The organism is Corynebacterium sp. UBA4397 (assembly GCF_002390965.1).
GTDB classification, from domain to species: Bacteria; Actinomycetota; Actinomycetes; order Mycobacteriales; family Mycobacteriaceae; genus Corynebacterium; species Corynebacterium flavescens.
On sequence record NZ_DGRD01000026.1, the window covers coordinates 1 to 20,596 of the forward strand.

Below are 20,596 nucleotides of genomic sequence, written 5' to 3' on the forward strand. Positions count from 1 at the left end.
CCCCGCACACCAGCCGTTAGGACAACACCGCCTAACGGCGACTTCCGGCACCCCAAAACAAACCCCAGCGGGCAAGCACCAACAATGGGCAGGACTGTGACTGTGCGGTGGAGATGATCCCGGGAAATACCGACATTATCGCAGTCAGGACACCGATCAATGGAGGTTTAGGCGTCAGCTTCGATAAGGGTGACATCCCCAGCAGAATCCATGAACACCGTCCCCTTGTCGGTTACGACTAGATTCGATACCTCAACCATCACCGACAAGGGGACTTACTTCTTGTCTGCCACTCCCACCACGCACTCTAAAACCGGAAGAGTCAGTGAAACCTTTACCCCGATCGCAACATGCCGGGCTCCATTTGGAGCCCGGCATAAGGCTGGTTTTACTTGGCCTTGCGCAGTTTCTTCTCCAAAGGCTTGAAGGCGTCCTTGATGTCCTTGTAGGACTTCTCATACTCCTGTAGGGAGCCCAGGCCCACTGCGCGTTCTCGCTGGTAGAGAAGCCCGTAGCCAAAGGTGTCCTCGCCTCGCCGGCGTGCAGCGGCCGCCAGTTCAAGCAGCTTATCGCGCGAGGTCACAGAGTCTTGGAAATCCCCTAAGACCGATTGCATCTTCTTGCAGGACTTGTAGAGGCGCTTGGTTTTCAATGTGGTTGCTGCACCGGCTGCCTCTGCGGCATAACGCAGCTTCTTCGCTGCTTTGCGCATGTCGTGGAAGTAGCTTTCGCGTTCGTGCAGTGAAAGCTCGGGATTACCCCAATTGCTTACTGCCTTCTTATGGCGCTTCACCAGTTTTTGATAAGCAGCGCCCAAGTGCTGGGCTAAGACAACCTCGATGTCGTGGGCAGGATCCTCGTGGACTTCCTCCACGGATTCAGTGGGTGCGGGGGGCTCCGCTGCAGATTGTAGTTCTTCAAGAACTGTCACTTCCGCTGAATCCTCTGGAAACCCAGTTGCTTCAGCAGCCTCAACACCGTCGATATTCTCGGTTACTTCAGTGGGCTCAACCTCTGCAGTGCCGTCATGCTCGGCAACGGGAGGATCCGCCAAGAAGCAGTCGAGTGACTCGAGGAGATCGAGGTAGCGATCAGAATCTAGTGCAGTGATTACTCGCCGGTGTGCCCGACGGTAAGCCCGCCCCATATCGTGGGCGATGTGCTCGCGCGTAGGTGCGTCGAGAGTGTCCGAATCTTCCGACGCAAGCAAGGCTTGCCAGCGATCTTCGACCACCTCGGCGTCACGTGCCACACCCAAGAGCCCGGCTAGGGTTTTAAGCTCCGACTCGATGCGCTCCACCTGTGGACCCACCACGATCCCGTGGAAAGTCTGCAGGTGGCTGCGCAGCTCGCGGGTGGCCACCCGCATCTGATGCACGGAATCCCATTCATTGCGGCGCACACGAGGATCGAATTCGACGAGTTTGTCGCGATTAGCACGCAACGCGGCCACCACCGCAGCAGCTGGGGAATCCGGGTCTACGTTTGGGGTTAGCAAAGAAGGCGGAAGAGGCGCGTTGTTGATGGAGTCTCCGAGTGCGGTAGCGAGCTTGGACGGGGAAGAGGAAACCCGTGCGCCCGCTCCAATCAACAGGGACGTGGCGTTGCGCAGTGCTGAAGCCCCGTGCTCCGTCGCAGCAATGCCCTCCGCTAGCTCGATCTCCCACTCCCGCCAGGAATTCTGTTGGCCGCCGGGGAGGAAAGAGAAGCTGGTGACGTGATCATCACAGAACTCGGCGACTGGCTTGCCCTGTGAATCGGCCAAGAGGAGCTCGGTGCGGTTGTTATCTACTTGTGCGATGGGCGCGACGGGATTCTTGCGGATGATTGAGCGAACGGCGTGCAGAAGGTCGGCCGGAACCTCATAACGGCCATCGATCGGTTCCCCCAGCTCGGCGCGTATCTCGGTGCGGCCGTGCTTGCCGGGGAGCTTTATATGCCAACCGTCATCGTTGCCGCCCGTGCGCCGGCGCAGCGTGATCTTGGCACGGGTGAGGCGGAGATCCGCAGTGTCATAGTAGATGGCTGAAAGGGCGAAATGGCGGGTCTCGGCGATGGACTCCACTCCCTCGAGACGCGTGAGCTCGGGTGGCGGGGTGGACTCGGCAACAGCAAACTTGGCTTCGACCTCAAGAAAAGTCTTCGTAGACATACTCAAACACCTTATGGTTTATATAACTTCAATTGCTTAGGTGAAACACTACCCGCACAATGACAGCCATAAGCGCCGAGCAGCCAAGACTGACCGCTTAAAGGGGGCTGATACTCAGTGCTTTAGGCACGGAGCGCTTTAAGCACTGAGCTCGCGCCGCGCCTGCAAGTTTGGGGCACAGCCACTCCAGTGGGAGTTATCCGCCGCGAGCAAACCGTCCCGAGCCCCAGTCCAGTCACCAATGCGCAGAGAGAATGAAGTCAAGTCTGGAAAAAGACGGTCCCGGGCAGCTTCCGCGAGTAGCTGTCGCTGTTCTAGGAGAACCAAGTAGGGCGCTAACTCTAGGATTGGAGTCTGCGCAAAGCCGCCGGGTGCATCAAAGCCATAGCGGTCGAGCAAGACTTCTTCGGAGTCTGGAGTGACTGTCGCCCCACGGGAATTCGCATCAGTAAGCAGCTGCGCTATCCGCGTGGCGTAGGAGGAACGGAAGGAACGCCTATAGGACGCACATTGCCCTCTGGTGCTGGCTTCCTCTGCACTGGGGCCTTGGCGCATAAAGAAGTCACATTGCCGGTTGAGGGATTCAAAAAGGCTGCTCGTGTACCTTGCATCCGCCATCTCTCCTAGAATGCAGGCCACTCCAGCAGGGTGGACAAGCACACAGGAGCAGCCATTAGCCTGTGCAATGGCGCTTAGCAGCCCGAGTTGATGCTTGATATAAGGAGGGTGCAGGTGGATACGGAGTGAGCGGACAAGGTCTGGGTGCTCGCCCGTGCCATCCGCAGTGGAAATTCTATCCGCCATGGAAAGGTCGTGGAGGCGGTGGCGCTGTTGCAGCAACTGTGCGCGTTCCACTAAGGCCGCAGCCTCGTGTTCGAAAGTAGTTGACTCCGCCTTCTCGAGCAGGCGGCGGATCTTCTCTTGTACCCTAGCCCTAGAGCCCATCCCAGACCTAGAATTATCATCCGTGGCGAAGGCATCTCCGAGGATTGCGGTGTCTTTCATTGCGGGGAGACAGGAGAGAAGCCGGACGCATTTGGCCAGAGACTTCTTACGTGCTCGCAGTCGCGCGGGAGGATCGAAGTGAAGCCAGTCTCTTCTTAAGTGATTCGAACTAATGCGCGCTGGAACGCGTATAGCTGCACGGTAAATGATCCCGTGTGCCTCTTTGCCCAAGATGTGGAGGAGATCTAGGGGAGACCAGCCCATTTGGGCAGCTTTGAGGATGAGATTAAAGGCTTGGTTGCTGAGGGGATCTAAACGGTTGTCCATCATTTTCCTTAGTACGTGTGTTCGTTTATGGAATGATTCAAGCATGACCCAACGACGCGACTGCCCGGTTCCTCCCCTCCGCACTACCCCCGCCATAACGGCTCCACCTGCGGCAACCTATCGAGTAAACCCGTCCATTCCATTAAGCAACGCACGGTAAGGTCTAAAGCATGAATAGCCAACATGAGTTCGTCCTCCGCACCGTCGAAGAACGCGATATTCGCTTCATCCGCCTGTGGTTTACAGATATTCTGGGTGCCTTGAAATCCGTCGTCATGAGTCCCTCGGAGTTGGAATCGGCTTTCGAGGAAGGCGTGGGCTTTGACGGTTCTTCGGTTGAGGGTTTCTCGCGTATTTCGGAATCGGACACCATCGCGCTTCCGGATCCTTCTACCTTCCAGATTCTTCCTTTCGATCAGGATGAACCGGACTTGCAATCCGCACGCATGTTTTGCGATATTGCGCAGCCAGATGGCCAGCCAGCCCTCGTGGACCCGCGTCACATCCTGCGCAGGCAGGTCACTGAGGCGGCTAATGATGGTTTTACCTGCATGGTCTCGCCAGAAATAGAGTTTTACCTTCTGGAAAACACGCAAGACATCACCAAGCTTTGCCCGACGGATAATGGCGGTTACTTCGACCAGGCTACGCACGACAACGCACCGAGCTTTAGGCGGCGTGCCATGTTGGCATTGGAGTCAATGGGGATTGCCACGGAGTTTAGTCACCACGAGACCGCGCCGGGACAGCAGGAAATAGACTTGCGGCACGCGGACATCTTGTCCATGGCAGATAACATCATGACCTTCCGGCACCTCATCAAGGAAGTAGCACGGGCCCAAAGCGTGCGTGCGACGTTCATGCCCAAGCCTTTCGAACATCTTCCTGGCTCCGGCATGCACACGCACATGAGCCTTTTTGAGGGCACATCCAACGCCTTCCACGATCCGGATGATGAGTTTTCGCTCTCGGATACTGCCAAGCAGTTCATCGCCGGCATCTTGAGGCACTCGCTCGAGATGACGGCAGTGACAAATCAGTGGACCAATTCCTATAAGCGCCTCATGTTTGGCAGCGAGGCGCCAGGTGCGGCCACGTGGGGCGTTTCTAATCGTTCTGCGTTGGTGCGTGTTCCCACCTATCGCCTAGGCAAGGCGGAGTCGCGCCGGGTGGAAATCCGCTCGATCGATTCCGCGATGAACCCGTACCTGGGCTACGCGGTGCTCCTTGCGGCGGGGCTTAAAGGCATCCGTGATGGCTATGAACTGGGAGATCCGGCTGAAGATGACGTACACAAGCTCACGCACCGTGAACGCCGCGCCATGGGGTATCAGGATTTGCCACTTAGCCTTGATCACGCGCTGCGGCTTTTTGAGAAGTCGGAGTTTCTGGCTGAAGTCTTAGGTGAGCACGTCTTTGAATATTTCCTGCGCTCCAAGTGGGAAGAGTGGCATCTATACCAAAAGCAGATAACCACCTTTGAGCTCAAAAACAACCTCAACTTCTAGGGAGAGTCATGCGTCCTGCCACAGTGCCTTCACCGGCAACTTTGGGGCTAACCCGTGCTAACGCAGCGGCCGATCTAGCGGAACTGGGTTGGAATAACCTGCAGTCGGTCGATCTTTTGTGGACTCTTGCTGCTGCGGGCAACCCTGACCTGGCCCTCAACACGTTGATCCGCATCTACGAATTGGCACCGGAGTTGGATAGTCACGTTCGCGATAACGAAGAATTGCGTGTGCGGCTCATTGCTCTCGTCGGTGGTTCGACAGCCTTCGGAGATCATCTCGCCGCCAATCCTCATCTGTGGAAGGAATTGGCCAAGCCTCTGCCAACTCCAAAGCAAATGCTGCAGGAGTTACTGTCCGTGGTGGGCGCGCAGCCTGCTACTTATGCGCAGACTTTGGATCGACCCGATACCGCACGGGACGATCTTTCGACGCCAGGCACGTATCGCGCTGCTGAGGGAGACTTTCATCCCGAGCTCAAGGCTGCCTATCGTACGTTGATGATGCGCATTGCCGCCTTCGATCTTGCCGGCACTTTTTACTCCCGCAAGGGTCAGAACAAGCCCCAGCCGCGGGTTGAGTTTAGCGAGGTAACGAAGCTCACCACCGCGCTTGCCGACGCCGCTCTTACAGCAGCCTTGGCCGTCGCCGTGCGCCGTGTTTATGAAGACGCCCCGCTTGATGCGCAGCTAACGGTTCTTGCGATGGGCAAGTGTGGGGCGGGAGAGCTGAACTATATTTCGGACGTCGACGTGATTTTCGTCGGCAGTGAGGCATCCCAGAAAGTCACCCGCCTGGCCTCCGAGTTCAACCGAGTGGGTTCGCAGTGCTTCTTTGAAGTAGACGCCAACCTCCGCCCGGAGGGGAAGTCCGGTGCCCTAGTGCGCACACTGGAATCCCACGTGGCCTATTACCAGCGGTGGGCGGAAACCTGGGAGTTTCAGGCTCTGCTCAAGGCCCGCCCACAGACGGGCTACCTACCGCTGGGCCAGGACTATCTCCGCGAGATTGGGCCGATGGTCTGGACGGCCTCGCAGCGTGAATCTTTCGTCGAAGACATCCAAGCCATGCGGCGCCGGGTACTGGAGAACGTGCCAGATGAGCTCAAACAGCGTGAGATCAAACTCGGCGTGGGCGGCCTGCGTGACGTGGAGTTTGCCGTTCAGCTTTTGCAGCTGGTGCACGGGCGCTCCGATGAGTCTTTGCGCGTGCTCTCCACCGTCGATGCTCTTTCGGCCCTCATTAAGGCCGGGTATGTTGGACGCGAGGACGGCATGCAGCTCATCGACGCCTATGAGTTTATGCGCCTTCTGGAGCACCGTCTTCAGCTAGAACGCTTCCGGCGCACCCATACGCTTCCTCCGGATGATGACCAGCCCGCGCTCAAATGGCTTGCCGTTATTGCGGGCTTCTCCGCCCAGAGCAATAAGTCTGCGGCGCAGAAGATGAATGATTACCTGCGCAAGGTCCGTTTGCGGATCTCTGAGCTGCACTCGCGGTTGTTCTACCGCCCGCTGCTCAATTCGGTGGTATCGATGTCTGCGGACGAACTCAAGCTCTCTCCGGAAGCAGCCAAGCTGCAATTGGCAGCCTTGGGCTATATCTATCCCGAGCGAGCTTTCGAGCACCTGAATTCGCTGGCGGCCGGCAATTCGCGCAAGGCGCGCATCCAGGCCATCTTGTTGCCGACCTTGATGAACTGGCTCTCGAGCACCGCCGACCCGGATATGGGTCTGCTCAACTATCGCAAGCTGTCTGAGGCAGCGCACGATAGCTCGTGGTTCCTGCGCATGCTGCGCGATGAAGGGATCGTCGGCCAGCGCCTCATGAAGATTCTGGGGACCTCTCCTTTTACATCCGACCTCATCATCGCCGCCCCAGACGTGGTCAAGCAGCTTTCCGACGGCGCTTCGGGCCCTAAGTTGTTGGAGACAAAGCCCGAGCAGGTTTCTCAGGCGCTGGTCAATTCCACCAAGCGCCACGCTAACCCCGATAAAGCGGTGGCGGTGGCTCGTTCGCTGCGCCGCGTCGAGCTGGCCCGCATTGCCGCAGCCGATCTGCTGGGGTTGATGTCCGTGCAACAGGTCTGCCATGAGTTGTCCACCATCTGGGACGCGGTGCTCGAGGCTGCGTTGCGAGCCGAGGTTCGCGCTTGGCGTAACGAGAGCGAGAGCCTGCCTCCCGCCCGCATCGCCGTCATCGGCATGGGGCGCCTGGGAGGAATGGAACTTGGGTTTGGCTCGGATGCCGATGTTATCGTCGTCGCCGACCCCGTGCCGGGACAAGATGAGTCAGATGCCATCAGGTGGGCGATAGGGATTGTGGATAAGCTGCGGCGCAGGCTATCTAAGCCTTCGGGTGATCCGCCCCTCGACGTGGACCTAGGCTTGCGCCCAGAGGGGCGATCTGGTGCGGTGGTTCGCACGATTGCCTCTTACGAGCGCTATTACCGGCAATGGGGCGAATCCTGGGAGATGCAGGCTTTGCTGCGCGCCGCCTTTGTTGCTGGAGACCACGAGGTAGGAGAGCGCTTCCTGGCTATGATTGATGAGTTCCGTTATCCCGCTGACGGGGTGAGTGAGGCCGTTATAAGGGATATTCGCCGGATGAAGGCGCGAGTAGACAACGAGCGCTTGCCGCGAGGAGCGGATCGCAATACTCACACGAAGCTGGGGCGAGGCGCTCTGACAGACATCGAGTGGACGGTTCAGCTCCTGACCATGATGCATGCCCACGAGTATCCGCAGTTGCATGATCCCTCCACGCTGCGGGTGCTCGATGTCCTGGAAAAAGAGGAGATTATTCCGCCGTCCCAAGTCCAAGACCTGCGCGCGGCCTGGCTTATGGCTACCGACGCCCGCAACGCGCTGGTGCTTGTGCGCGGCAAGCGCGTCGATCAGCTGCCCACACCCGGCCCCCAGTTGGCGCAGGTGGCGGGAGCGGCCGGCTGGCCACCGGAGGAAAATCAAGAGTTCTTGGAGTCTTATCTGAAGCTGACCAGGCACGCGCGCAAGGTCGTCGATGAGGTCTTTTGGGGCGAAGCGGAGTCCTTCGAGCACGACTAGGTGACATCCCTGATCTTTCCCGGAGCTTCGCCCTCCCGGGTGCCGAGCCCTGGGCTACGCGTCTAGTCTGGGGCTATCAACGCCACCTACCTACGGGCACGTTCTCAAACATTGAGGAAGCGTTGATGGCCCGACGCGTGGTGGCGTGCCGCGAATCGAAACCTAAGGAGAATCATGTCCCTCACTTTGTCGCTAGACCTCAGTTCTGCCAGCGTGGCGGAGCTCTCGGCTCTGCTTGCAGCCGCCCGTGCTGCCGGCGTACAACCCTCAACGAAACTGTCGGTGGAAGGCTCGGTGCTCACAATTGACGTCACGCAGCCAGAAACCAATCCGGCCCGCCAAGAAGGGTGGGAGGACGCCCGTGCTAACACTGGACGCAAAGGACGCTCAGATCGTCCGGTGGGAGAGACGACTATTCGCTCTCTGATCGACCTCTTGAACGAGCGCCTCGATCCCCCGCGTGGTTCCTTTGGCTCTTTTCTCGATCCGGATGGAAATGGCCGCTAGGATAATGCGGTGTGAAGAACTATAAGATCCTCTACCTATGGGCGGTGGTGGTCCTTGCCATCGCCGTCGTCATAGGCTGCGGGGTATGGGCCAGCACGCGAAATGATACACCGGTAGGCTCGCGCACGGTCAGCGAGGCCATTTCCGGTGGCGTTAGTCAAGAACAGCAGTCAGGCAGCGCTTCTTCTCTTCAAGATGACCAAGTCCTCTCCTTGGCATCCTCGTTGGGGATTCCCTTGGACTCCGTTCCGCGCGGAATCCTCAAGGAGCAAAGCTCGCGCGAACAAAATCGCGAGGAGCTGCGGCGCACACTCAACGTGGCAGTGGAAAACGGCTTGCTCACCAGCTTTGAGGCTCACGGCGTAATGCAAGCATTTGATGCTGGCCTGGTTACCTCAGCGGTCGACAGTTTTGTCGCAGAAAGCAGCCCTGCTCGATAGGCTCTAGTTCATGCTGGTTGAAAACTTCTACCTAGATGGAACACCCACCGAGGAGTTCTTGCTCGACCTGCCCTGCGTGAGCTACCTTGTCGACCTCCCTCACTTTGCGCTGCGCCAACCCGTGACCTGCTTCGTGGGTGACAATGGGATTGGCAAGTCCACTTTGTTGGAAGCGATTGCCTTAAATCTGGAGTTTGACGCCCGCGGTGGGAGGATAGCGGACCCAGCGCGCGTGAACAGGGACTCGCCACTGGCACGAAACCTGCGCTGCACGGTGAAAGAAAACCTTCAGCGTGGCTATTTCTTGCGGGCAGAGACACATAGCGAGTTGTTGGAAGCCGGAAGCACCGAGGAGGAGCGTGGCGGGCGCTCGCGGCTAGACCCGAATATCGATCTCCATTCGCGCTCGCACGGTGAGTCTCTCTTTGACGTTATAGAAGAGCACGTCTCTGGGACGGGAATCTACATTTTTGATGAGCCAGAGGCGGGCTTAAGCGTGGTGCGGCAGATGGCGCTTATAGCGGAGATCTATCAGGCCGTAGAGCACGGACGGCAATTCATTATAGCCACGCATTCGCCCATCCTCTTGGGCTACCCAGGTGCAGACATCGTGGAGCTTAACTCGCTGGGATTCGAAAGAATCGACTTTGACTCCGCCGAAGCAGTTGCTGCCACGAGGGAGTTCTTAGAAGATCCGCGCGGGTCGGTGGATTACATTCTCCACGGCTAAGTTTGCTCAGTGTTTTTAGTCTTCTTCAATGACCTTGACTGGCGGGCGTGTGCCGCCGGAGCGAGCACGCAGAATGTGGGTGATGATGACTCCCATGATGCCGATAGCCCAGATGGCCAGCACCGCTAGCGAAGCCACGCGGAAGTCGCCGAAGCCATAGTCGGGCGCGCTGCCGCGGTGGTCAAGGAGGATACCGAAGAGCTGGGCGCCGACCATAGCGGAAATGAATCCTCCCATGTTGCCCAGTCCCGTGGCGGTGGCGACAACCTCACGGTCTAGGAACTCACGGACGATGTCGAATCCATAGTTGGAGGAGGGCGTGCACGCCGCCATGACGAAGATCAGGATCAGCATCGAGGCTAGGCCTGTGCCAAAGGCGAAGAAGACAAACCAACCCACAATGTGGATGAGCGCAAAAACTATAGCTGTCCAATCCCGGGTGCCACGCGCGCGTGCAGAGATGCTTCCGTGCAGGGGGCCGATGAGGACGATAAATACGGTGTAGGCCGTGAGTACCCAACCTGCGTGTATGGGGGTGATGCCCATGCCCTGAGTCATCATGGGCATGCCTCACAGCATGATGAAGACGTTGGGGGTAAGCATTCCGATGTAGTGGATGAAGAATGCCTGCCAGGCCACGGGGGAACGGAACACAGTGGCCAGCTGTTTGCCCACCGAGGCAGAACTCTCCCCGGGCTGTTCGCTCAGTGGCTCGAGGATTCCGAGCTTTTCGGGGGAATCAGCCACAGCAACGGCGGCGGCGACGCCGATGAGGATTCCGACTGCACCTAGGGTCACAAAGGCAACCGTCCAGCCGCTATATCCCAGCAGCCACAGGAAAGGCACTGCGGATAGGAATTGTCCTACCTGTCCCAAAGATACGGTTACCTGGGTAAACATGGGCGTGCGATGCAGCGGGAACCAATAAGGCAAGATGCGCATGACTGACAGGAATGCGGTGGCATCGCCGGCGCCAATGAGTACACGGGCTGCGATGGCCACCCAATAGCTTGAGGTAAAGCCCAAAAGGACCTGACCCACGCCCATGACTATTGCTCCGACGACGAGCAGTTTGCGCGGACCGAACCTGTCTATGAGTAGACCGGTAGGTATTTGGGCAAAGGCATAGACCCCCAGTTGCACTGAGGTAAAGACGGCAATTTGGGAGGCCGTGACTCCAAAACGGTCTATGGCATCGAGCCCGGCCACACCAAAAGAGGTGCGTCCGGCTATCGCCACGATATAGACCAGCACCGCCGCGACCCATATTGAAAGGGCCTTGGTGGTGACAACCTCACGAGGATTGGGCGCAGACATGGCTGATACTTTACGCGTGCCCTACTAAGATGCTTGATGTGAAGTACATTTCTACGCGCGATAGCGACCGGACCCCAGCCGCCTTTACCGATATTCTCCTGGGAGGCCTAGCCCCCGACGGTGGGCTTTTCCTCCCGGAGGCGTATCCGCAACTCGATAGTGCCACCTTGAATAACTGGCGCAGCCTCCTCGCGGAGAAGGGGTATGCGGCCCTCGCGGCGGAGGTGTTGAAAGTCTTCGTCGACGATATTCCGGGCGAAGACCTCGAGGCCATCGCCGCGCGCGCCTATACCTACCCCAAGTTTGACTCGCCGGAGATTGTCCCGGTCAGTGAGCTAGGTAATGGGCTCTACATTGGTCACCTCTCCCAGGGTCCTACTGCAGCCTTCAAGGATATGGCCATGCAGCTCCTCGGTGAACTCTTCGAGTACGAGCTCGGAAGGCGGGGACAGACCCTCAACATTCTCGGTGCCACGTCGGGAGACACCGGATCTTCGGCCGAGTACGCCATGCGGGGACGCAAGGGTATTCGCGTATTCATGCTTACCCCTGCAGGCCGGATGACGCCGTTCCAGCAAGCACAGATGTTTGGCCTCGAGGACCCGAATATCTTCAACATCGCTCTCGATGGTGTCTTTGATGACTGCCAGGACGTGGTCAAGGCGGTTTCTTCTGACGCTGAGTTCAAGGCCAAGTACCGCATCGGAGCGGTTAACTCCATCAACTGGGCGCGGCTTATGGCGCAGGTTGTCTACTACATCAGCTGCTACTTCAAGGTGACCGCGGATAATGAGGAGAAGGTGTCCTTCTCCGTCCCCACCGGCAACTTCGGTGACATCTGCGCGGGACACATCGCGCGCCAGATGGGGCTGCCCATCGATCGCCTTATCGTCGCAACCAACGAGAACGATGTGCTCGATGAGTTCTTCCGTACCGGTAGCTACCGCCCCCGCCCCGCCTCCGAGACGCTGGCTACGTCTTCTCCCTCGATGGATATTTCACGCGCCTCCAACTTTGAGCGCTTCGTCTTCGATCTTTTGAGCCGCGACGCTGCAGAGACCTCCGAACTCTTTGGAACCAAGGTCAAGCAAGGCGGATTCGTCATCGACGCCGATCTTGTAGAAAGAGCGCGGGATGAATACGGCTTCGTCTCCGGTTCCTCCACTCACGCTGAGCGCTTGGAAACTATCCGCGACATCGAAAAGCGCTACGGCTACCTTTTGGATCCGCATACCGCCGATGGAGTAAAGACCGCACAGCGTGCGCAAGAGGCAGGGGTGCAGACCCCCATCGTGTGCCTGGAGACGGCGTTGCCGGTGAAGTTCTCCGAGACTATTGAAGATGCCACAGGACACGCGCCCGCAGTGCCGGAGCGCTTTGCGGATATTCTCGCCGCGCCGCGCCACGTCAGCGACTTGCCTAATGACGCCGCCCAGGTCAAGGACTTCATCGTCCATTCAATCGAGAAGACGGAGGTTTAGATGGCTCAGGAGAGGTTCGCCGCAGCGGAGTACTTCAACGAATTTGATCCGGAGAAGTTCATTCGCGAGCTAAATAAAAGGAACGAACAATGCCCGGAGGAAAGTACTTCCACCGAGGACAACAATGGCGAAGAGACTGACGGGCCTGGTGAGAAGCGCTAAGACCGCGCGGAGCGCACTGGCTGCAGTATCCGCGTGCGCGTTGCTCGGTTTCTTGAGCGCGTGCAGCGGTATCAGTGAGTTTTCCGAGCAGTTTTTGCCTGACAAGGGCGCCGATACGGGGGATGCTCCCGAGAGCGGAACTCAGGGCGGTCCTGGAGCAGGGATCCATGACCACCAAGCGGAAGGCGCGTTTGATGGCCAAGGTGATAGCCCGGGTGATAATCCAGACGCTAATGCACAAGACGCGGATCGCGCGCCGGGCATGACCTCCTATAAACCGGCGCTTGCGGCTTTGCCGCCTGGCACGGCGATTGATATTTCGGGGCAGGTGCCAACTCCTGGGACTTCTTTCAACTTTCAGGTCTGCACCGCGGCATGGTCTTTTCAGCTGGAGGATGGCCGCAGCATTGCCGTCACGGCATCGCATTGCGCGAAGCCGGGAGAGAAGGTGTGGGCGGGAGTGCAATCGGGGGAGTTTCGCTACCCGGCCGAGCCCATCGGTGAAGTGATCTACTCGGATCTCTATGCGCAACCAACGCATGACTTGGACGTGGCATTCATCGAGCTCTATCGCGATGCCGAGTATTACACTCCTGAATGGATGGGCACAGAGATCGCACAAAGCCTAGATCATCTTCCCAGCCAGGTGTGCAAGCTGGGGCGCAGCACCGGGCAAACATGCGGGCAGTTCAGTCACGACACTCAGCCATCCAAGCTGCTGGCCGGCGAGGATTCTCTTGAGTCAAACGCTGCCAGCGCGTCGGTGTGCGCTGCGGCGGGTGATTCCGGCGGGCCGGTCTATGCGCAACTGTCACAAGGACCCGTCATCGTGGGGTTGGTTTCAGGGACGAGCCGGCATTTGGAGCCAGGGGAGACGTGTAGCACGGGGAGTGAGACGGGCATCGCGGCAGAGAAAAGCATCGAAATGTCTTTTACCCCGGCATCTGATATCGACGCTCTCATTCGCCAAGTGCTGGGCACTCCGGCGCGGGGCTAGGCACGCGCTGCGCTAGAATGCGGACTATGCCAACTCCGGATTTCATCATTCGTTTGCGCGAGAAAATCGGCCACGATCCACTCTTTCTTCCCGGCTGCGTCGCCGTCATTGTGCGGGACGTTCCCGTTGGGGCGCCGTTGTGGGAGGTTCCTTCAGTGCTTCTAGTGCGCCGAGCCGATACCGGTGCATGGACGCCTGTCTGCGGGATCTGCGAGCCCGGCGAAGATGTCGGGGAAACGGCAGTGCGTGAGGTCAAAGAAGAGGTGGGATTAGACGCTCAAGTCGAGGCGCTGCTGGGAGTGGGGGCGGGAGAACCCGTCACCTATCCCAACGGAGACCAGTGTTCCTTCATCGAAACTGCACTGCGCCTATCAGTCGCAGATGACGCGCAGGCCAGCATCAGCGACGAGGAAAACACTGAGCTGCGTTGGTTCTCCGCGACCCAGCTTCCGCAGGAGATCAATCCGCGCCACCGCATGATGATCGCAGATGGCGTGGCGCAGATGAAGCACCCCGCAGGCTTTCGCCCGCGGGTGGAATTCCACAAACGCTCGCGGGCTTAGACTCGCAGCGGGTTGGTGCGTGGGGTGACGGCGACGGGCAGGGCGGTCTCGCCCATGAGGTCGGCGTCGACAGCCGCGGCGGCAGCGCGGCCTTCCGCGATGGCCCAAACAATGAGGGACTGGCCACGCCCATTGTCGCCCGCGACATAGACCTTGGGCTTGAAGCCGGGGAAAAGCGGCTTTACCTGGGCGCGGTATTCCTCGTCGCGCACCATGCGGCCGCGCTCGTCGAAGGCGACTCCGAGTTCATGGATGAGCCCGGAACGCTCCGCGCCTTGGAAGCCAAGGGCGATGAGTACGAGGTCGGCATCCAATTCGAAGTCCGTATCCTCCATGGGCTGGCGGCGCCCGTCGACGACCTCCACCTCGTTGCCGCGCAGCGAGGTTACTCGGCCTTCTGAGCCGTGGAAGGAGACGGTGTTGACGGAGTAGATACGGTTGCCAAGAGTGTTCCCCGGCACGCGGGTGGCAAGACCCAGGGCGGCGATTTCCTCGGCGGATTCGTCGCCGGAGATGGTGTACTCGCCTTCCTCGTGAGCGGTAGCTGTGCGGTAGAGGAGCGGATACATTGGCCACGGCGTGGAGGCAGCCCGGTTGCGGGGCGCGCGCGGGCGGATGTCGAATTGAGTAACCGAGGCCGCACCTTGGCGCAGTGCGGTGCCGAAGCAGTCGGTGCCGGTATCGCCGCCGCCGATGATAACAACTTTCTTTCCCTGTGCTGAGATAGCGGACTCTTCGTAGTCGCCCTCATTGACGCGGTTCTGCCAGGTCAAGTACTCCATGGCCGGGAAGATTCCAGAGAGCTCACGGCCGTCGACGGGAAGATCGCGGGGCACCGGGGTGCCCGTGGCGAGGACTACTGCATCGAAGGCGGAGAGGTCCGCGGCTGTGGGGGAGACTCCCGTGCGGAACTCGGTGCCCTCTTCTTCCATTTGGGTGATGCGGCGATCGATCCAGCGGTTATTCATCTTGTATTCGGGCACGCCATAGCGCATGAGCCCGCCGAGACGATCATCACGCTCAAAGACAGTGACCTTGTGACCTGCGCGAGTCAGCTGCTGGGCTGCGGCCAGACCTGCGGGCCCAGAGCCGACGACGGCGACTGCCATGCCGGTCACGAGCGAGGGCCGTATGGGCTGGACCCAGTTCTCGTCAAAGGCCCTTTCGACGATGGCCAGCTCGACGTTTTTGATTGTCACGGCATCGTCATTGATGCCGAGCACGCAGGCTCCCTCGCAGGGGGCTGGGCACAGGCGGCCAGTGAACTCCGGGAAGTTATTGGTCGCGTGGAGCCGGTCGTAGGCCTCACGCCAGCGGTCTTGACGCACGAGATCGTTCCACTCGGGAATAATGTTGCCCAAAGGACAGCCCTCGTGGCAGAAAGGGACGCCGCAGTCCATGCAACGAGTGGCCTGCTGTTCGATCTGGCCGTCGGGGGCCTTCTCATAGACTTCGCGGAAGTCGAGCAGGCGCAGCGGCACGGGGCGGTGTGCGGGTTCGCGGCGGTCATACTTTTGGAATCCATGTGGATCGGCCATTATTTCACTGCCTCCATGATTGCTTCGTTGATGTCGCGACCCTCTTGGGAAGCGACGTCGATGACGTTGAGTACGCGGCGGTAAGGGGCGGGAACGATCTTCACCATGTCCTGCGGGCGCGCGGTGGTTGTGGAGCTGGTGCGGGCAATGTGCTCGGCGATGATGGCGGAGAGGAACTCGATGTCCTCCTCGCCCAATTCCTCGATTCCGTCGGCCACGTCCTTGCTCAAGCGCGACTGCACATCGGGGCTGTTGAGGAGGTAGGCGGTTCCGCCGGACATTCCGGCGCCGAAGTTATCTCCCACCTCGCCCAAGATGACGACCTTTCCGCCCGTCATGTACTCGCATCCGTGGTTTCCGGTGCCTTCCACCACTGCGGTGGCACCCGAATTTCGCACGCAGAAGCGCTCGCCTACGGTGCCGCGGATGAATAGCTCGCCCGAGGTTGCGCCATAAGCGGTGACGTTTCCCGCGATGATATTCGGGTTAGTGGGCAGCTGCCGCGGAGTAGCAGGGGAAGGCCGGACAACGATGCGCCCGCCCGATAAGCCCTTGCCTACGAAGTCGTTGGCGTCACCAACCAGGTCCAAGGTGAGCCCGGAGGGGATGAAGGCACCGAAGGAGTTTCCGGCCGAGCCGGTGAAACTGATGGTGATGGTGTCCTCGGGCAGGCCCTTGGCACCGGAAGCGCGGGTAATCCGGGAGCCCAGCATCGTGCCCACAGAGCGATCGCGGTTGGAAATGGGATGGTGCAGGTGCACGGAAGGGTTCTCCGAGGCACTCATCCAGCTGGGCGCGTTGGCTGAGGACTTCGCAGCGGCGGCGTCGATTGTCAGCTGGGACTCGGAGATGAGCAGGTTGTCGAGTGCGTTCTCCAGGGAGTGATCCTGGGTGCGCGTGCACCGCAGGTTCTGGTTGCGGAAGTGCGGGGATTCAACGCGCTCGAAGATCGGGCTCAAGTCCAAGGCGGCGGTGCGCTCGCTCGGAGCCTCCGTGCGCTGGTTCAGGACCTGGGCCTGACCCACCGCCTCGTCGATGGAGCGGAAGCCCAGCTGGGCGAGGTACTCGCGCACCTCTTGGGCAATAAAGGTGAAGAAGTTGACCACGTGTTCGGCGCGACCCGTGAACTTCTTGCGCAACTCCGGATTCTGGGTCGCAACACCGACCGGACAGGTATCGAGGTGGCACACGCGCATCATGATGCAGCCCTCGACGACGAGGGGGGCGGTGGCAAAACCGAATTCCTCGGCGCCCAGCAGAGCGGCGATGATGACGTCGCGGCCCGTCTTGAGCTGTCCGTCGCACTGCACGCGGATGCGATCGCGCAGACCATTGAGCAGCAGCGTTTGCTGAGTCTCCGCTAGGCCAAGCTCCCAGGGGCCGCCGGCATGCTTGAGCGAGGTCAGCGGGGAAGCGCCGGTGCCACCGTCATGGCCGGAGACGAGGACGACATCGGCGTGGGCCTTGGAAACACCCGCGGCGACGGCGCCGATGCCCTGCTCTGCCACGAGTTTGACGTGGATGCGAGCGTCAGGATTAGCGCACTTGAGGTCGTGGATGAGCTGGGCCAGATCCTCGATGGAGTAGATGTCGTGGTGCGGCGGCGGGGAGATGAGGCCGACGCCTGGGGTCGTGATGCGGACCTCGGCGATCCACGGATAGACCTTGTTCGGCGGCAGCTGACCACCTTCTCCGGGCTTGGCGCCCTGCGCCATCTTGATCTGGATGTCGGTGCAGTTGTTGAGGTAGTGGCTCGTGACACCGAAACGGCCAGAGGCCACCTGCTTGATGGCAGAGCGGCGCCAATCGCCATTGGCCTCGATGTCGAAGCGCTTGGGGTCCTCGCCACCCTCGCCGGAGTTGGACATGCCGTGCAGGCGGTTCATGGCGATGGCCAGAGTCTCATGCGCCTCGGAGGAGATGGAGCCGTAGGACATCGCACCGGTGCTAAAGCGGGTGACAATATCAGCGACGGGCTCGACCTCATCGACGGAGATGGCCGGGCGATCCGGTGCGAACTCGAAGAGCCCGCGGATGGTAGCCAAGCGCTGGGATTGGTCGTTGACCGCGCGAGTGTAGTCCTTGAAGATCTGGTACTGGCCGGTACGGGTGGCGTGCTGCAGCTTGAAAATGGTCTCCGGGTTGAACAGATGGAACTCGCCCTCGCGGCGCCACTTATACTCGCCGCCCAGCTCCAGCTCGCGGTGCGCGTGCTCCTCGGGGCGGGGCAGGAAGGCGCCGCGGTGGCGGGCCTCGACGTCGGCTGCGATATCGTCCAAGCCGATGCCGGAAATAGGGGAGTTGATTCCGCCGAAGTACTCGTCGAGGAGCTCTTGGCGCAGACCCGTGACATCCGCAAGCTGGGCGCCGCGGTAGGAGGACACGGCGGCGATACCCATCTTGGACATCACCTTGAGCACGCCGGTCGTGGCGGCCTTGATGTAGTTGGCGCACGCCTCGTCGAGGGTGAACTCGCCGAGCTGGCCTTTAAGCCGCAGCTCATCGATGGTCTCGAAGGCCATGTAGGGGTTGATGGCATCGGCACCGAAGCTGATGAGCATCGCCAGATGATGTACCTCGCGAGCGTCACCAGTTTCGATGACCAAGGAGGCACGCGTGCGGGTGCGCTCGGCCACGAGGTGTTGGTGGATGGCAGAAGTAAGCAGAAGGGAAGGGATTGGGGCGAAGCGCTCGTCGGATTCGCGGTCAGAGAGCACGAGGAGGGTTTTGCCCTCGGCGATGGCGGCGGAGGCTTCGCGTCGCACGCGAGCAATAGCCTCGCGCAGCCCGCGGCCGTGGTGCGCCACGGGGTAGAGCCCGGAGATGACGGCGGCGCCAAAGTTCTCGGCATTGCCCTCGTCATTGGCGTGGACCAGGGTGGTAAAGGCCTGGTTGTCGATGATGGGGCCGTCGAGGTGGATGCGGCGGGCGGCCGTGGCATCGGGGTTCAAGACATCGGACTGCGCACCTAGCAGGGTGAACATCGAGGTGATGTTCTTCTCCCGGATGCTATCGAGCGGCGGGTTCGTTACCTGCGCAAAGCGCTGCGCAAAGAAGTCGAAGAGCATGCGCGGGCGGTTGGACAAGGTGGCTATGGGAGTATCAGAGCCCATGGAGCCGATGGCCTCGGAGGCATTGAGCGCCATCGGCCGGATGATAAGGTCCACATCTTCTTCGGTGATTCCGAAGACGCGCTGGCGCAGCACCGCCCGGTTGTGGGGCATGTAGTTGTACTGGGTTTGCGGCAGGTCATCAATGTGCACGAAGTTCTCACGGATCCACTCGCCATAAGGCTCTGCGGTGGCCAAGGCGTGCTTGATTTCCTCGTCGTCGATAATGCGGCCCTGTGCGGTGTCCACCAAGAACATGCGGCCAGGTTGGACGCGGGTGCGCTTGACGACGCGCGCTGGGTCGATGTCGAGCACTCCAGCTTCAGAAGCCATCACGACGAGGCCTTCATCCGTGATCCAGATACGTCCTGGGCGCAGTCCGTTGCGGTCGAGAACAGCGCCCACGACGGTTCCATCCGTGAAGGCGATTGCCGCAGGCCCATCCCAGGGCTCCATGAGGCAGGAATGATACTCGTAGAAGTCCCGCAGCTGGGGGTCGAGCGCATCGGCGTGCTCCCAGGCTTGGGGCACCATCATCATTACCGCGTGGGGCAGGCTACGCCCGCCGAGGTGCAGGAGCTCAAGTGCTTCGTCGAAAAGCGCGGTGTCGGAACCGGAGGGCGCGCAGATGGGAAGCACGCGGTCGAGCGGGCCTAGCTGCGCCGACTGGATGAGGGACTCGCGGGCGCGCATCCAGTTCTCGTTGCCCTTGACGGTATTGATCTCGCCGTTGTGCGCGACCATGCGGTAGGGGTGGGCAAGCGGCCACGAGGGGAAAGTATTGGTGGAAAAGCGCGAGTGTACGAGAGCGATGGCAGATTCCATCAAGGGATTGCGCAGGTCGCGGTAGAAGCTCGCCAGCTGCGGGGTAGTGAGCATGCCCTTGTAGACAATGGTGCGCGAGGACAAGGACGGGAAATAGATGGTCTCTTCGCCGTTCTTGGTGCCGAGCTCGCGTTCGCAGCGCTTGCGCACGAAGAACATGACTCGGTCTAAGTCAATGCCCTTCTTGCCGTCGGCGCTCAGGAAGATCTGCTCGAAGTGGGGCATGGCCTCCTTGGCCATTTCACCCAGCTCGGCTGGGTTGACCGGAACTTCGCGCCAGCCTAAGACGGTGGCGCCTTCCTCGGCGGCGATCGCTTCGATCTCGCGCTTTGCGTCCAACATGGACATGCGCTTCTTGGGCAGGAAGGCGATGCCGGTGGCGTAGCTTCCTGCTGCCGGAAGATCAAATCCCTCCTGCGCGGCGGCTGCACGGCAGAAGCGATCAGGGATCTGAATGAGGATGCCGGCGCCGTCACCCGTATTGGTCTCCGCTCCCGCGGCACCTCGGTGCTCGAGGTTGACCAGCGCCTGGATTCCCTTCTCCACGATGTCGCGCGACGAACGTCCATACATATCGGCGATGAATGCCACGCCACAAGCGTCATGCTCGTGCGCGGGATTGTAGAGGCCTTGTTTCTTGGGCATATCTACCTCGTTTACTCCATGGCAGTTCGGCCTCCTCTCGCCGCTTCTCCCAGGGGTAGGGGGAGTAGAAAGCGGTTGCGAGGGTGGAAACCGGTCCACCGTTATCTATTGCACGATAGAAAGATTAGCCTATCCCGCTATAGAAAAGCCAATTTTTTATTTATCTATCCCGCATAGACCACCCGCATGGGAGCTCCGCGACGCCCGCCTGTACCCACGTTGCACCGTGCTCGAGTATGCGGGCAGGGGAGCGTTCCCCACAATCTTCGAGGCAGGCAAAAAGC

The 20,596-nt window shown here is 60.0% G+C and carries 13 protein-coding genes and 1 pseudogene; 9 read left to right on the top strand and 5 right to left on the bottom strand.

What is annotated here, in order from left to right:
- Positions 1-388: 388 nt before the first annotated feature.
- Together B2696_RS05650 and B2696_RS05655 are read right to left on the bottom strand one after the other, a co-directional pair.
- Positions 389-2,152 (bottom strand): CYTH and CHAD domain-containing protein, encoded by a 1,764-nt coding sequence (locus B2696_RS05650; RefSeq protein WP_286954358.1) that lies wholly within the window; start codon positions 2,150-2,152, stop codon positions 389-391.
- Positions 2,153-2,290: 138 nt separating this feature from the next.
- Positions 2,291-3,157 (bottom strand): DUF2786 domain-containing protein, encoded by an 867-nt coding sequence (locus B2696_RS05655; protein WP_286954359.1) that lies wholly within the window; start codon positions 3,155-3,157, stop codon positions 2,291-2,293.
- 437 nt (positions 3,158-3,594) lie between these two features.
- Here B2696_RS05655 and B2696_RS05660 point away from each other — a divergent pair, with 437 nt between their 5' ends.
- The 5 genes from B2696_RS05660 to B2696_RS05680 all read left to right on the top strand — a co-directional run bounded on the left by B2696_RS05660 (position 3,595) and on the right by B2696_RS05680 (position 9,674).
- Positions 3,595-4,932: a glutamine synthetase family protein gene (locus B2696_RS05660; RefSeq protein ID WP_075730178.1), complete on the top strand. Its 1,338-nt coding sequence runs from the start codon at positions 3,595-3,597 to the stop codon at positions 4,930-4,932.
- Positions 4,933-4,940: 8 nt separating this feature from the next.
- Positions 4,941-7,997 carry a bifunctional [glutamine synthetase] adenylyltransferase/[glutamine synthetase]-adenylyl-L-tyrosine phosphorylase gene (locus B2696_RS05665; RefSeq protein ID WP_286954360.1) on the top strand — a complete coding sequence of 1,019 codons (3,057 nt, stop codon included), beginning with the start codon at positions 4,941-4,943 and terminating at the stop codon, positions 7,995-7,997.
- A 174-nt stretch (positions 7,998-8,171) separates the two neighbouring features.
- The gene (locus B2696_RS05670; protein ID WP_286954362.1) at positions 8,172-8,504 is read left to right on the top strand and encodes a hypothetical protein; all 333 of its coding nucleotides are present in this window, start codon (positions 8,172-8,174) and stop codon (positions 8,502-8,504) included.
- Positions 8,505-8,515: 11 nt separating this feature from the next.
- Complete coding sequence (locus B2696_RS05675; protein WP_075730175.1) at positions 8,516-8,944, top strand: hypothetical protein; 429 nt, start codon at positions 8,516-8,518, stop codon at positions 8,942-8,944.
- A gap of 10 nt (positions 8,945-8,954) precedes the next feature.
- Entirely contained in the window at positions 8,955-9,674 is a 720-nt protein-coding gene (locus B2696_RS05680) for an AAA family ATPase (protein ID WP_286954364.1), read from the top strand.
- Positions 9,675-9,689: 15 nt separating this feature from the next.
- On the opposite strand, the pseudogene B2696_RS11560 reads toward B2696_RS05680, so the two are convergent.
- Positions 9,690-10,991 (bottom strand): annotated as a pseudogene (locus tag B2696_RS11560) (MFS transporter).
- 38 nt (positions 10,992-11,029) lie between these two features.
- On the opposite strand from B2696_RS11560, the gene thrC reads away from it, so the two are divergent.
- Genes thrC through B2696_RS05705 form a run of 4 tightly spaced genes read left to right on the top strand, consistent with a single transcriptional unit; the run spans position 11,030 to position 14,194 of the window.
- Positions 11,030-12,472: a threonine synthase gene (thrC, locus tag B2696_RS05690; RefSeq protein ID WP_286954366.1), complete on the top strand. Its 1,443-nt coding sequence runs from the start codon at positions 11,030-11,032 to the stop codon at positions 12,470-12,472.
- Complete coding sequence (locus B2696_RS05695; RefSeq protein ID WP_286954368.1) at positions 12,473-12,634, top strand: hypothetical protein; 162 nt, start codon at positions 12,473-12,475, stop codon at positions 12,632-12,634.
- Entirely contained in the window at positions 12,597-13,631 is a 1,035-nt protein-coding gene (locus B2696_RS05700) for a trypsin-like serine protease (RefSeq protein WP_286954370.1), read from the top strand. The genes B2696_RS05695 and B2696_RS05700 overlap by 38 nt, the downstream gene beginning before the upstream one ends.
- Before the next feature lie 26 nt (positions 13,632-13,657).
- On the top strand, positions 13,658-14,194 hold the full coding sequence (locus B2696_RS05705; RefSeq protein WP_286954372.1) for an NUDIX hydrolase: 537 nt from the start codon (positions 13,658-13,660) through the stop codon (positions 14,192-14,194).
- Here B2696_RS05705 and B2696_RS05710 read toward each other — a convergent pair.
- Positions 14,191-15,732 (bottom strand): glutamate synthase subunit beta, encoded by a 1,542-nt coding sequence (locus B2696_RS05710; protein WP_286954374.1) that lies wholly within the window; start codon positions 15,730-15,732, stop codon positions 14,191-14,193. The genes B2696_RS05705 and B2696_RS05710 overlap by 4 nt on opposite strands.
- Positions 15,732-20,312: a glutamate synthase large subunit gene (gltB, locus tag B2696_RS05715; RefSeq protein ID WP_286954376.1), complete on the bottom strand. Its 4,581-nt coding sequence runs from the start codon at positions 20,310-20,312 to the stop codon at positions 15,732-15,734. The genes B2696_RS05710 and gltB overlap by 1 nt, the downstream gene beginning before the upstream one ends.
- Positions 20,313-20,596: the final 284 nt, after the last annotated feature.